6 protein-coding genes are annotated in these 14,194 nt (G+C 71.7%); all 6 read left to right on the top strand.

Annotated features, from left to right (window positions below; translation table 11 throughout):
• The first annotated feature begins 73 nt into the window (after nucleotides 1–73).
• Nucleotides 74–1,597, top strand: a complete 1,524-nt coding sequence (locus ON39_RS36985) for an AMP-binding protein (protein ID WP_040741103.1) — start codon at nucleotides 74–76, stop codon at nucleotides 1,595–1,597.
• 159 nt (nucleotides 1,598–1,756) lie between these two features.
• Complete coding sequence (locus ON39_RS36980) at nucleotides 1,757–3,262, top strand: AMP-binding protein (protein ID WP_040741101.1); 1,506 nt, start codon at nucleotides 1,757–1,759, stop codon at nucleotides 3,260–3,262.
• Nucleotides 3,259–4,497: a type III PLP-dependent enzyme domain-containing protein gene (locus ON39_RS36975; RefSeq protein WP_040741099.1), complete on the top strand. Its 1,239-nt coding sequence runs from the start codon at nucleotides 3,259–3,261 to the stop codon at nucleotides 4,495–4,497. The genes ON39_RS36980 and ON39_RS36975 overlap by 4 nt, the downstream gene beginning before the upstream one ends.
• Nucleotides 4,498–4,977: a cobalamin B12-binding domain-containing protein gene (locus ON39_RS36970; RefSeq protein WP_051187581.1), complete on the top strand. Its 480-nt coding sequence runs from the start codon at nucleotides 4,498–4,500 to the stop codon at nucleotides 4,975–4,977. It begins immediately after the preceding gene.
• On the top strand, nucleotides 4,974–6,338 hold the full coding sequence (locus ON39_RS36965) for a methylaspartate mutase (protein ID WP_063713444.1): 1,365 nt from the start codon (nucleotides 4,974–4,976) through the stop codon (nucleotides 6,336–6,338). The genes ON39_RS36970 and ON39_RS36965 overlap by 4 nt, the downstream gene beginning before the upstream one ends.
• A 62-nt stretch (nucleotides 6,339–6,400) precedes the next feature.
• A partial coding sequence (locus ON39_RS36960; protein ID WP_040741098.1) for a type I polyketide synthase occupies nucleotides 6,401–14,194 on the top strand: 7,794 nt, incomplete at its 3' end.

The raw sequence follows: 14,194 nt of genomic DNA, 5'->3' as shown, positions 1-14,194 counted from the left end.
CCGCCGTTTGTCGATTCCATGGTGGCACGGCGAAAGCCATTGCCCACCCCTATTCTTCGCTAGGAGGACAATTGTGAACGAGACGATCGACAGGGGACTGCACACCAGATTCCTGCGCGGCCTCGCCGCCGCGCCGGACGGGGTCGCCATTCGCGTCGGCGCGGACCTCATGAGTTACGCGGCCGTGCACGAGCGGGCGTTGACGTGGGCGGGCGCGCTGAGCGGCGAACCGGTGGTCGGCGTGCTGGCGGAGAAGGGGGTGCTGTCGTATGTCGGCGTGCTCGCCGGCCTCTACGCCGGGGCGACCGTGGTGCCCTTGCCGCCGTCGTTTCCGAGGGAGCGCATTCGGCAGATGCTCGCTATTTCCGGGGTTTCGGCGGTGATCGCCGACGCGTCCGGCGTCGCGACGCTGGCCGAGGCCGGCCCGGCGATGCGCGTGCTCGCGCCCGAGCACGCCGCGCTCGTCGAGCCCGGACTGCGCGTGCCGCTCGGCGCGGCGCTCACCCGGCCGATCTCCGCCGACCCCGTCGCGACCGCGTACGTGCTGTTCACGTCCGGTTCGACGGGGCGACCGAAGGCCGTGCCGATCACCCACGCCAGCACCGAGCACTACTTCCGAATCCTGGACCGGCGCTACGACTTCGGCGCCGACGACGTGTTCTCGCAGACCTTCGACCTCAACTTCGACTGCGCCATGTTCGACCTGTTCTGCGCCTGGGGCGCGGGCGCGGCCGTGCACGCGGTGCCCGCCCAGGCCTACCGGAAACTGCCGCAGTTCTTCGCCGAACGCGGTGTGAGCGTGTGGTTCTCGACGCCGTCGGCGATCGCGCTGGTCCGCCGCCTTGGCGGCCTCGCGCCGGGCGCACTGCCGACGCTGCGCTGGAGCCTGTTCGCCGGCGAGGCGCTGCGCTGCGCGGACGCCGACGACTGGCAGGTGGCCGCGCCGCACTCGATCGTGGAGAACCTCTACGGGCCGACGGAGCTGACCGTGACCATCGCCGCGCACCGCTGGTCGGGCGGCTCGGACGCGCTCGCGGTGAACGGCGTCGTGCCGATCGGCGCGATCCACGACGGACACGACTACCTGCTGCTCGACGGCACCGGAGACGAGGGCGAACTGTGCGTCGCCGGACCGCAGCTGACGCCCGGCTACCTCGACCCGGCCGACAACGACGGCCGATTCCTCGAGCGGTCCGGCCGGACCTGGTACCGCACCGGCGATCGGGTGCGCCGGCTCGGCAACGGCGAACTCGCCTACCTCGGGCGACTCGACAGCCAGATCCAGGTGCAGGGGTGGCGGGTGGAGCTGGGCGAGGTCGAGCACGCGGTGCGCGGCTGCGCCGGGGTCACCGACGCGGTCGCGGTCGCCGCGGCGCACGACGGCGGCACGGAGCTCGTGGTGTTCTACACCGGCGCCCGGGTGCCCGCGGTGGAACTGGCTAGACAGGCGCGGCGGCGGCTGCCGCACGGAATGGTGCCCAGGGAATTCCGATATCTGGATGAATTCCCGTTGAATACCAACCGCAAGGTCGACCGCGCGCGGTTGTCGGCTATGGCGGCCGACAATTCCGCGTTAGGGGTCGGCCACACGGATTAGGGGTGGGTGCGCACTCCGGCACTCGATAACCTTCCGCTGTCGGTGTTTTCGCACGCCGGCTGTGCCGTTCGAGCGGGAACGCACAACTCGTTTCGCGGGGAGCGGAGAGCCAATTGCCGACCGATACGCGCATTGTCGAAGAACAGCGGAATTGACGCCATGATACGACCACAGAACAATCGTGTTTCCGACATAGTGGACGAGGCCGCGCGCGACGCGGCGCAGGCGCGGGCGGTCACCGACGCGGACGGCAGCTGGACCTATCGCGTCCTCGCCGAGCGCAGCGCCGACTTCGCGGAATGGCTTGCTGGGCAGGGAGTCTCGCGCGGCGACCGGGTGGTGGTGCAGCTGCGCAGCCGCCGGGAGCTCGTCGCGATGTTCTACGGCTGCGCGCGGCTCGGCGCGATCTTCGTTCCGCTGAACCCCGCGATGAAGGAGTTCCATCTCTCCTCGGTGCTCATCAATGCCGAGCCCGTGCTGGTCATCGCCGAGGGCGCGGGGGTCGAGCCGCTGCGCGGGCTCGCCGCGGTGCCGGTGCACGACCTCGCCGAGCTGTGGCCCGAGGTGATCGGGGTGGCACGCGGCGCGACCGCGGCGCCCGCCGGGCCGGAGCCGGGCGATATCGCCGTGCTCGTGTACACCTCGGGCAGCACCTCCGCGCCCAAGGCGGTGATCTGCCCGCACGCGCAGATGACCTTCGCGGCCCGCGCGATCGATACGGTGCTGCGCTACCGCGCCGACGACGTCGTGTTCTGCCGCTTCCCGCTGTCCTGGGACTACGGCCTGTACAAGGTGCTGCTGTCCGGCCTCGGACGCTCGGAACTCGTTCTCGCGGGCGAGGAGTCGGACCTTCAGCTGCTGCGCCGCATGCGCGAGGTCGGGGCCACCGTGGTGCCGATCGTGCCCTCGCTGGCCGCCATGATCGTCACCCTCGCGCAGCGGGAGTCCGCCGCGCCGCCGCCGGTCCGGATGTTCACCAATACCGGCGCCGCGTTGCCCGTCGCCACGATTTCGGCGCTGCGCCAAGCGTTTCCGGGCGCACGGGTGGTCCGGCAGTTCGGGCAGACCGAGTGCAAGCGCATCTCGATCATGCCGCCGGACCAGGACGACACCCGCCCGAGCTCGGTCGGCCTGCCGCTGCCCGGCACCGAGGTGCGCATCCTCGACCACGACGACAACCCGGTGCCCAGCGGCGAGGTCGGCGAGATCGTCGTCGTGGGACCGCATGTGATGCCGGGGTATTGGCGCGCGCCCGACCTCTCGGCGGCCACCTTCGAGCGCGACGAGCCGACCGGCTACCTCCGGCTGCGCACCGGCGACTACGGCAGCCTCGACGACGAGGGCTACCTGTACTTCGAGGGCAGGCGCGACGACATGTTCAAGCGCAAGGGCATTCGGATGAGCACCCTCGAAATCGAGTCCGCCGCACTGGATATCCCCGGCGTCCGCACGGCCGCCGTACTGCCGCCGGACGACGGGCGCGATCTCACGATCTTCGTGGAGAGCGATCTGGAGCCGCACGTGGTGCTCAAGGAGCTGGCCCGCAGGCTCGAGCAGGCCAAGGTGCCCGCGGTCTGCCGCATCGTCGCCGAACTGCCGCTCACGCTGCACGGCAAGCACGCGCGACAGGCCTTGGCCGCCATGCTCAGCGGGGAGCCGAGATGATCGGCCACGCCGAGCTGGCGGCCGAATTCGGCACTCCCCTCTACGTTTACGACCTCGATGAGCTGGACGCGGCCCGCGCCGAGCTGTTCGCGGCGCTGCCCGAGGAGTTCGAGCTCTTCTACGCGCTGAAGGCCAACCCGCACCCCGATATCGTCCGCGCGCTGCGCGGGGGCGCGCGGTCGTGCCGCGCCGAGATCAGCTCGACCGGCGAGCTCGCCGCCGCGCTGGCGGCCGGATGCACCGGCGCGGACTGCCTGTACACCGGGCCGGGCAAGACCCCGGGCGAGCTCGCCGAGGCGATCGGGCACGGGGTGCGACTGTTCTCCACGGACTCGGTGACCGATGTGCGCCGGGTCGGCGCGGCCGCGACCGCGCACGGCGTGGTCGCGGACTGCCTGCTCCGCGTGAACAGCGTCACGGCCAGCGCCGCGACCAGCATCCGAATGACCGGCGTCCCTTCGCAATTCGGCTTCGACAGTGAGAGCGTCGCGGCGCTGGTCCCCGCGCTGCGCGAGGTGCCGGGCGTACGGCTGGCGGGCATGCACTTCTTTCCGCTGAGCAACGCCGACGAGGCGAGCCTGATCGGGGAGTTCCAGCACACCATCGCGATCGCGGCCGAGCTCGCCGCGGAAGCCGGACTGCCGCTGCGGTATCTGGACATCGGCGGTGGCTTCGCCGCGCCGTACGGCGTGCCGGGCGCGCGCGGCGCGTACCCGACGCTGCGCGGCGAGCTGGCCGTCGCGCTGGACAAGCACCTGCCCGACTGGCGGTCGGGGCGCCCGCGGATCGCCTGCGAGTCCGGGCGGTTCCTGGCCGGCACCTGCGGCACGCTGGTGACCCGGGTCAGCAATATCAAGGTCAGTCGCGGGCGCAAGTTCGTCATCGTCGACGCGGGCATCAACACCTTCGGCGGCATGTCCGGCCTCGGCCGCCTCCTGCCGGTAGCCGTGGGGCTGCCGCCGGATTCGCGCAGCGAGATGGCCAGCCTGGTCGGTCCGCTGTGCACGCCGGGCGACGTGCTCGGCCGGCATATCGCCGTCCCGCCGCTGGCCCCGGACGACCTGGTGTCGATCCCCAACACGGGCGCCTACGGGCCGACCGCCAGCCTGCTGATGTTCCTCGGCAGGCCCGCGCCGATGGAGGTGCTGGTGCGGGGCGACCGGGTGGTGTCGGCCTCCCGGGTCGACCATCGGCGCGTGTACGACGCGAGATACGAGAGTACGGAGGGCATCTGAGTGGAGCGGGCCGAAAACAATTGCGCCGAGCCCACACTGGGTCGCGCCACGGTGGTGATCAGCGGCACGGTGTCGGACGCGCACACGTGGAATCTGGTGTATCTGCAACTGCTGATCGAGGAACTCGGTTTGCACGCGGTGAATCTCGGACCGTGTGTCCCGGTGGACGTGCTCGCCCGGGAGTGCCGCGAGCTCGCGCCCGCGCTGGTCGTGATCGGCAGCATCAACGGCCACGGTCACCAGGACGGCCTGCGGTTGATCGAGCACCTGCGCGCCGACCCGCTGCTCGCCGAGCTGCCGATCGTCATCGGCGGCAAGCTCGGCATCGCCGACGACGGCGTCGAGCGGCGCGCGCTCGCGCTGACCGCGGCCGGCTTCGACGCGGTGTTCGAGGACGCGGCGAGCGGCGTCGCCGAGTTCCGTGACTTCGTGCAGGCCGTCACGCACCCGGCCGCCGAGGGGCTCGAGCTCTGGACATGACCGCACGATCCGCGCCCCGCCCACCGGTCGACTTCGGGGAGTTCGTCCGGCGGACCGCGGGCGCGGGCGGGCTGGTGGTGCAGCCGCGGATGGGCTTCGGCGACCCGTCGGCCATGCGGGCCGGGCTCCGCGCGACGCGCGACGCCGCCGCCGACACGGTCGGCACGATCACCCTGGACAGCTACACCAGGGTCGGCGACCTGGCCGCTGTGGACCGGGCGCTGCGCGAGCACCGGGCGCTCAACGGATACCCGATCGTCAACTACGACGGGGCGACGACGGCGAACGTGCTGAAAGACATTCGGGGCGAACGCTTCCCGGTGCAGGTGCGGCACGGCTCCGCGGTGCCGCTGGACATCTTCGCCGCGCTGGCCCGGTGCACGCTCAACGCCACCGAGGGCGGGCCGGTGTCCTACTGCCTGCCCTACGGACGGACCCCGCTGGCCGCCTCGGTGCACAACTGGGCGGAGGGCACGCGGCGCTTCGCGGGCCTGCTCGAGCGCGGGATCGAGCCGCACCTGGAGACCTTCGGCGGCTGCATGCTCGGGCAGCTGTGCCCGCCGAGCCAGCTGGTGGCGATCAGCCTGCTCGAGGCACTCTTCTTCGCGCGGTACGGGATTCGCAGTGTCTCGGTCAGCTATGCGCAGCAGTCCAGTTTCGCCCAGGACGTCGAGGCGGTGCACGCGCTGCGCAGGCTCTGCGCCGAGCTGCTGCCGACCGAGAACTGGCACGTGGTCGTCTACGCCTACATGGGCATGTACCCGATGACCGACGGCGGCGCGTACCTGCTGCTCGGCGCCGCCGCGCGGCTCGCGGTGCGCACCGGGGCCGCGCGGCTCATCGTCAAGACGGTCGCCGAGTCGCGGCGCATCCCCACCATCGCCGAGAACGTGGCCGCGCTCGAGCACGCCGCGCGGATCGCGCGCGAGACGAAGCCGGACCCGCACGACCCCGGCGACTCCGAGACCTACCTCGAGGCGCGTGCGCTGGTCGAGGCCGTGCTGGAGCTGCACGCCGATCCGGGGCGCGCGCTGCTGCGCGCCTTCGAGCGCGGGTACCTCGACATTCCGTACTGCGTGCACCCGGACAATCACGGCCGGACGCGCAGCTATATCGATGACCATGGTTGGTTGCGCTGGAGTGAGCTGGGCTCGCTGCCGCTGCGCCGCACCGCGGGCACGCATCGCCCGCGCACGGTCACCTCAGCCGGGCTGCTGCGCGATCTTTCATACGTGCGAAGGGAATTCGACGATCAGGCGTGGCGGGAGATCGAGTACCGCGGGCCCGTTGGGTCGGCCGGATTCAGCTGTGGGGCCGGGCGGGTAGAGCGCGGCACCCGGCGCGCGCCTAAGGGCATCTAGGGGTGTGGCCGAGTGATTCGCTGTCCTGACAAGAGATTTCGGGTTGCCGTGGAGTGCGCAGAATGAGTGAGTCCAACAGAAGTGAGTCCGAGCTCGACGGTGGACGGCCGGACGGGCTGGCCGACCGACTGCGGACCCTGCCGGTTCCCGAACAGCGCAGGGCGCTGGTCGATCTCGTCCGCGCGCGGGCGAGCGCGGTGCTGCGCGCGGTCACCAAGGACGAGGCGGCGACGGTGGACACCGAGCGCGCCTTCCGCGAACAGGGCCTCGACTCGCTCGGGCAGGTCGCGCTGCAGGCTGGGCTCAGTGAGTCGACCGGTCTGCCGCTGCCGCCGACCGTCGTGTTCGACCATCCGACCCCTACCCGGCTCGCGGAGTTCCTCCGAACCGAGTTGCTGGACTTGACGATCGACGATCCGGCGCTCGTGTTCGGCCCGTCCGTAGCGGACGAGCCGATCGCCGTCGTCGGCCTGGGCTGCCGCTTCCCCGGCGGCATCGCATCGCCGGAGGACCTGTGGCAGTTGCTCGCCGACGAAGGCGAGGTGCTGTCCGGGTTCCCCGGCGATCGCGGGTGGGACCTGGCGACGATGTTCGACCCGGACCCGGCCGCGGTCGGCAAGAGCTACGTCGACCGCGGCGGCTTCCTGGACACCGCCACCGAGTTCGACGCCGACTTCTTCGGCATCAGCCCGCGCGAGGCACTGGCGATGGACCCGCAGCAGCGGGTGACCCTGGAGACCGCGTGGGAGGCGCTGGAGCGGGCGGGCATCGACCCACTGTCGTTGCGCGGCAGCGACTCCGGCGTGTTCATCGGCGCGGAGGTGCACGAGTACGGGGTGCGCGTGCACGAGGCGCCCGAAGGCTTGGACGGCTACCTGATGACCGGCAACGCGCCCAGCGTCGTCTCGGGCCGGGTCGCGTACTTCCTCGGCTGGACCGGGCCGGCCATCACGGTGGACACCGCCTGCTCCGGCGCGCTGGTCTCGCTGCACCTCGCGGCCCAGGCCCTGCAGCGCGGCGAGTGCTCACTCGCCCTGGTCGGCGGGGTGACCGTGATGGGCAGCCCCGGCATGTTCACCGCGTTCAGCAGGCAGCGCGGGCTCGCGCCGGACGGCAGGGTGAAGGCGTTCGCCGCGGCGGCCGACGGCACCGGCTTCGCCGAGGGCATCGGCCTGCTCGTGGTCGAGCGGCTGTCCGACGCGCAGCGGCACGGTCATCAGGTGCTGGCGCTGGTGCGCGGCACTGCGGTCAACCAGGACGGGGCGAGCAACGGGCTGACCGCGCCGAGCGGGACCTCGCAGCGTCAGGTGATCCGGCGCGCGCTCGCCGTCGCCGGGCTCACCGGGGCCGAGGTGGACGCGGTCGACGCGCACGGCACCGGCACCATGCTCGGCGATCCGATCGAGGCGCGCGCGATCCTCGCCACCTACGGTCAGGGGCGACCGGACGGACAGCCGCTGTGGCTCGGCTCGGCGAAGTCGAACCTCGGGCACACCCAGGCCGCGGGCGGGGCGGCCAGCGTGCTCAAGATGATCTTGGCGATGCGAAACAACCTGCTGCCCAAGACTTTGCACGTCGACGCGCCCTCGCCGAATGTCGACTGGTCGGCCGGGCAGGTCGAGCTGCTCACGTCGGCGGTCGCCTGGCCGGGCGGGGAGCGGCCGCGCCGGGCCGGCGTGTCGGCCTTCGGGATCAGCGGGACCAACGCGCACGTGATCCTGGAGGAGCCGCCCGCGCCGGTGAGCGTGCTGATGCCCGTCGCGGACGCGTCGACCGGCGTGTGGCCCGTCGCGCTGTCGGCCGCGAGCGAGCAGGCGCTGCGCGCGCAGGCCGAGCGGCTGTCCGCGTGCGTGGACGAGCACACCGTCGCCGACCTCGGCTTCTCGCTCGCGACGAGTCGCGCGTCGCTGGCGCACCGCGCGGTCGTGGTCGCCGAGAACCCGGCCGAACTGCGGCGCGGCCTGGACGCGGTGGCGTCCGGCGTGCCGGCGGCCGGGGTGTTCACCGGCGCGCCGCCGGCCGGTCGGCTCGCCTACCTCTTCACCGGGCAGGGCAGCCAGCGACTCGGGATGGGCAAGGAGCTGTGCGAGCTGTATCCCGTCTTCGCCAAGGCGCCCGACGATGCCGTCGGCTATCTGGATCTGCAACTCGATCGCTCGCTGTGGGACGTGCTGTTCGCCGAGCCGGGCTCGCCGGAGGCCGACCTGCTCGGCCAGACGGGGTACGCGCAGCCCGCGCTGTTCGCGGTCGAGGTCGCGCTGTTCCGGCTGCTCGAATCCTGGGGACTGCGGCCGGATTTCGTGGCCGGGCACTCCATCGGCGAGCTGGCGGCGGCGCACGTGTCCGGCGTGCTCTCGCTGGAGGACGCGGCGACGCTCGTCGCGGCGCGCGGCCGGTTGATGCAGGAGCTCCCGCCGGGCGGCGCCATGGCGGCGATCGCGGCGAGCGAGGCCGACGTACTGCCCCGGTTGCGCGGGCAGGTCGGGATCGCCGCGATCAACGGTCCGGCCGCGGTGGTCGTCTCCGGCGAGGAGCGCGCCGTCGACGCGGTGGTCGCCGAGTTCGCCGCCATGGGGACGAAGACCCATCGGCTGCGGGTGAGTCACGCGTTCCACTCGCCGCTCATGGAGCCGATGCTCGCGGAGTTCGGCCGGGTCGCCCAGGTGCTGACCTATGCGGCGCCGCGAATTCCCCTGGTGTCCAACGTGACCGGCACGGCGGCGCGAGGGGAGGAGCTGTGCACTCCGGAGTACTGGGTGCGTCATGTTCGCGCGGCGGTGCGTTTCCACGACGGCATCCGCTGGCTGGCAGACCAAGGCGTCACGACGTTCCTGGAACTGGGGCCGGACGCGACGCTGTCCGCCATGGGGCGGGACTGCCTCGGCGCTGAAAGCGCTGCAGCCGTCCTGGTTCCGACGATGCGGCGGGACCGGGCGGAGGGACGCGAGCTGGTCGCCGCGGTGAGCCAGGCGCACGCGCGGGGTGCGGCGCTGGACGGCGCGGGGGTCTTCGCGGGATCGGGCGGGCAGCTGGTCGCCTTGCCTACGTACGCGTTTCAGCGTCGACGCTTCTGGCTGAACCAGCCCGCCGACGCCGCCGGTCGGCTTCCGGCGGAGCATCCGCTGCTCGGCGCGGTGCTCGAGCTGGCGGGGTCGGACGGGGTCGTGCTGACCGGGCGCGTGTCGCTGCGATCGCATCCGTGGCTGGCCGATCACGTGATCGCGGGCAGCATGTTGTTGCCGGGGACCGCGTTCGTCGAGTTGGTGCTGCGCGCCGGTGATCAGGTCGGCTGCCCGCATCTGGTCGAGGTGACGCTCGACGCGCCCCTCGTCCTGCCCGCCGACGGGGTGATCGCGCTCCAAGTCACGGTCGGTTCGGCCGACGCGGACGGGCATCGAGCGGTCGAGGTGCACGCACGCCCGGACGACGCTAACGGAGATGAGCCGTGGCTGCGCCACGCCGGCGGCGTGCTGGCACCCGTCGGTTCGAGCACTGCCGGAACCGACTTCACGGAGTGGCCGCCCGTCGCCGAGCCGGTCGACCTCACCAATTGGTATGCGGCCCTTGCCGAACAGGGCTACGAGTACGGCCCGGCCTTCCGTGGTTTGCGCGCGGCCTGGCGCAGGGGGACCGAGGTGTTCGCCGAGGTGGCCCTCGCGCCGGAGACCGAGGTCGAGGGGTATGGGTTGCATCCGGCGCTGCTCGACGCAGTCCTGCACGCGACCGACCTGACCTCGGACGAGCCGGTCGGGGCGATCACGCGGCTGCCGTTCGCGTGGACCGGTGTGTCTCGGTATGCGGTGGGGCCGTCGTCGTTACGGGTTCGGATCACGCCGAACGGGACCGATGCGGTGGCCATCGAACTCGCGGACGCGGCCGGTGCGCCGGTGGCGACAGTGGCGTCCTATCGGACGCTTCCGCTGCCGGACGGGAAGCTGCGGGCTACGGGGTATGCGCGACCTTATCGAGTGGAATGGCTTCCGTTGGGGCGGGTGCCGGACATTGGCGGGCAACGGGATTCGTTCGTGATCTACCGCTGTCCGGCCACGCCGGACGGTGATGTCGTCGCGGCCGTGCGTGCGGTGACGGGCGGGGTGCTCGAACATCTGCGCGCCTGGCTCGCCGACGAACGTTCGGCGACAACGACTTTGGTAGTGGTGACCCGGGCGGCGATCGCCGTGGAGCCGGGAGAGCCGATAGACCTCGCGCAGGCACCCGTGTGGGGCTTGGTCCGTGCCGCACAGGCGGAGAACCCGGGCCGCATCGTGCTGGTCGATTCGATATGTTCCGATGCAGAGATCTTCACCGCGGTGGCCTCCGGTGAACCCGAGTTCGCCCTTCGGGACGGCGAGATGCTGGTGCCCAGGCTCGCGAGGACGGCGCGTCCGGCGGAAACCGCTGCCGTTCCATGGAATTCGACCGGAACGGTGTTGATCACCGGCGGCACCGGTGGTGTCGGCGCGCGAGTGGCCAGGCATCTGGCGACCACGCACGGCGTGCGGCGGCTGCTGCTCGTCAGCAGGCGCGGTGAGGAATCGCCCGGAATCCACGAGCTGCGCACCGAATTGCTCGGTGCGGGAGCCGAAGTGGTCGTGGCGGCCTGTGACGTCGCCGACCGGGCGGCGCTCGCCGAGTTGCTGCGCTCGATTCCGGCCGAGCACCCGCTGACCGCCGTGGTACACGCCGCGGGGGCGATCGATGACGGCCTGATCGGCGCGTTGACCCCCGAGCGCCTCGATCGCGTCTTCCGGCCGAAGGTGGACGCGGCGTGGCATCTGCACGAGCTGACCCGCGAGCTGAAACTGTCGGTGTTCGTGCTGTTCTCATCGACGGCGGCGCTGCTCGACGGTGCGGGGCAGGCGAACTACGCTGCGGCCAACGCCTTCCTCGACGCGTTGGCGATGCACCGCGCCGCCGCGGGCCTGCCGGCCACCGCGCTGTCGTGGGGGCTGTGGCCGGGGGAGGGCATGGCCGCGGGGCTGGACGCGGCCGCGCTACGCCGAATCGAACGCCTCGGCTTGCGCACCTTGACGGTGCCGCAGCAGTTGGAGCTGTTCGACGCGGCATTGGCCGGTAGCGAATCCGCCGTCGTCCCTGTGCGATTCGATCCGCGCGCGCTTCCTGTAGATCCGCCCCCGGTGGCCCGTTCGTTGATCCGGGCACAAACCCGGCGCGCGACGAATACCGCGGGTGCCGACGAACCCTCGCTGGCACGTCGACTGTCCGGGGCGTCGGAAGCCGAACGGGCGGAACAACTGCTGGAGTTGGTGCGCACCCAGACGGCGGCGGTGCTCGGATTCGGCAGCGGCGCCGAGATCGCGCCGGACCGAGCCTTCACCGAGATCGGCTTCGACTCCTTGGCCGCGGTGGAGCTGCGCAACCGGCTCAACGCCGACACCGGCCTGCGCCTCACCGCCACAATGACTTTCGACTACCCGACGCCGCGCGCACTCGCCGAACATCTGGACGACGCGGTGGCGGGCGTGCGCCCCGCACCGGTACGGCGGACTCCGGTCGCGTCGGCTCCGGCGGACGAGCCGATCGCGATCGTCGGCATGGCCTGCCGCTACCCGGGCGGGGTTCGCTCGCCCGAGGAGCTGTGGCGGATGGTCGCCGAGGGCCGGGATGTCATCTCCGCCTTCCCGGCCGACCGGGGCTGGGACCGCGACGTGTACGACCCGGAGCGGGGCAAGCCCGGCCGAAGCTACTCGCGCGAAGGCGGATTCCTCTACGACGCCGCCGAATTCGACGCGGGCTTCTTCGGGATCAGCCCGCGCGAGGCACAGGCGATGGATCCGCAGCAGCGGCTGCTGCTCGAGATCTCCTGGGAGACCTTCGAGCGGGCGGGGATCGACCCGCTCTCGATGCGCGGCACCGACACCGGCGTGTTCGCCGGGGTCATGTACCACGACTGGGGCCTGCGACTGACGCCACTGCCGGAGGAACTGGCGGGATACCACGGCAACGGCAGCCTCGCCAGCGTGGTGTCCGGCCGGGTCGCCTACGCCCTCGGCCTCGAGGGACCCGCAATCACCGTGGATACCGCCTGCTCCTCGTCGCTGGTGGCGATGCACTGGGCCATGCAGGCGCTGCGGCGTGGCGAGTGCGGTCTGGCCTTGGCGGGCGGCGTGACGGTCATGTCGACTCCCGACACGTTCATCGATATGAGCAGGCAGGGCGGACTGGCCGCGGACGGTCGCTGCCGCTCGTTCGGCGCGGGCGCCGACGGCACCGGCTGGGGCGAGGGCGTCGGAATGCTGCTGCTGGAGCGGTTGTCCGACGCCCGCCGCCACGGCCACCGGGTGCTCGGGCTCGTGCGCGGGTCCGCGGTGAACTCCGACGGCGCGAGCAATGGGCTGACCGCGCCCAACGGCCCGGCCCAGCAGCGCTTGATCCGGCACGCGCTGGATGGGGCCGGGCTGAGCTTCGCGGACGTGGATGTGGTCGAGGGGCACGGCACCGGGACGCGCCTGGGCGATCCGATCGAGGCGCAGGCGCTGCTGTCCACCTATGGGCAGGAGCGGCCCGCGGGTGAGCCGCTGTGGCTCGGCTCGATCAAGTCGAACATGGGACACACCCAGGCCGCCGCGGGCGTGGCCGGCGTGATCAAGATGGTGCTGGCGATGCGACACGGGGTGATCCCGCGCTCGCTGCACGCGGAAACGCCTACATCGCAGGTCGATTGGGAATCCGGCGCGGTGGCCCTGGTGACCGAGTCGAGGGCGTGGCCCGAGCTGGGGCGGCCGCGCCGGGCCGGTGTCTCGTCGTTCGGGATCAGCGGGACCAATGCGCATCTGATCGTCGAGCAGGCCCCTCTCGAGGATCGCTCCTTGCTGCCGGACGATGCGCCCGCCCTGATTCCGTGGATCGTCAGCGCACGGACTCCCGAAGCCCTCCGGGCACAGGCCGCTTCGCTGCTCGAGTACTTGGAGACGTTGCCGGACAACCGAATCGCCGACGCGGGCCGAGCGCTGGTGAACACCCGTGCCGCGCTCGAACATCGGGCCGTGCTGCCGGCGGCGGATCGCGAGGAACTAACCGACGCCCTCACGGCGGTCGTGAACGGTGCGGGCACGGTGCTCGATTCGGTGCGCGACGGCAAGCTCGCGCTGCTGTTCTCCGGCCAGGGCGCGCAACGTCCAGGCATGGGACGCGAACTGTACGAGGCGTTTCCGGTGTTCGCCGCCGCCTTCGACGCGGTCGCGGCGGAGCTGGACCCGGCGTGGGAGCTGCCGCTGCGGACCGTGCTGTGGGACGCGGACGAGACGCTGTTGAGCCGGACCGAGTACGCCCAAGGCGGCTTGTTCGCGTTCGAGGTCGCGCTGTTCCGGCTGCTCGAATCCTGGGGTGTGCGGCCGGATTTCGTCGCCGGGCACTCGATCGGCGAGCTGACGGCCGCCCATGTGGGCGGGGTGTTGTCGCTGCCGGACGCGGCGCGGTTGGTGGCCGCACGCGGCCGGTTGATGCAGGCCCTGCCGGAGGGCGGCGCGATGGTCGCGGTACAGGCGAGCGAGGCCGAAATAGTGCCCTGGCTGCGCGAGGGCGTGGAGATCGCCGCGGTGAACGCGCCGGACTCGATCGTGCTGTCCGGGTCGGCAGAACCCGTGCTCGCGACGGCGGAGCGGCTGCGCGCGCAGGGGCGTAAGACCTCGAGGCTGCGGGTCTCGCACGCCTTCCACTCGGCGCTGATGGAGCCGATGCTCGAGGAGTTCCGCGCGGTCGCTGAGCGGATCGAGTACCGGACGGCCGCGGTGCCGGTCGTGTCGAACCTGACCGGGAGCGTCGTCGCCGAGTTCGACGCCGACTACTGGGTGCGGCACGTCCGCGCGACCGTGCGTTTCGCCGATGGTCTCCAG

The organism is Nocardia tenerifensis NBRC 101015, assembly GCF_000308715.1.
In the GTDB taxonomy this organism is placed as follows: Bacteria; Actinomycetota; Actinomycetes; order Mycobacteriales; family Mycobacteriaceae; genus Nocardia; species Nocardia tenerifensis.
The sequence above is the reverse complement of the archived record's forward strand: the minus strand, read 5'-3'. Positions and strand labels throughout refer to the sequence as shown.

Coding starts and splice junctions, on each gene's coding strand:
- ON39_RS36975 (WP_040741099.1), top strand. CDS start 3,259: ATGATCGGCCACGCCGAGCTGGCGGCCGAATTCGGCACTCCCCTCTAC.
- ON39_RS36980 (WP_040741101.1), top strand. CDS start 1,757: ATGATACGACCACAGAACAATCGTGTTTCCGACATAGTGGACGAGGCC.
- ON39_RS36965 (WP_063713444.1), top strand. CDS start 4,974: ATGACCGCACGATCCGCGCCCCGCCCACCGGTCGACTTCGGGGAGTTC.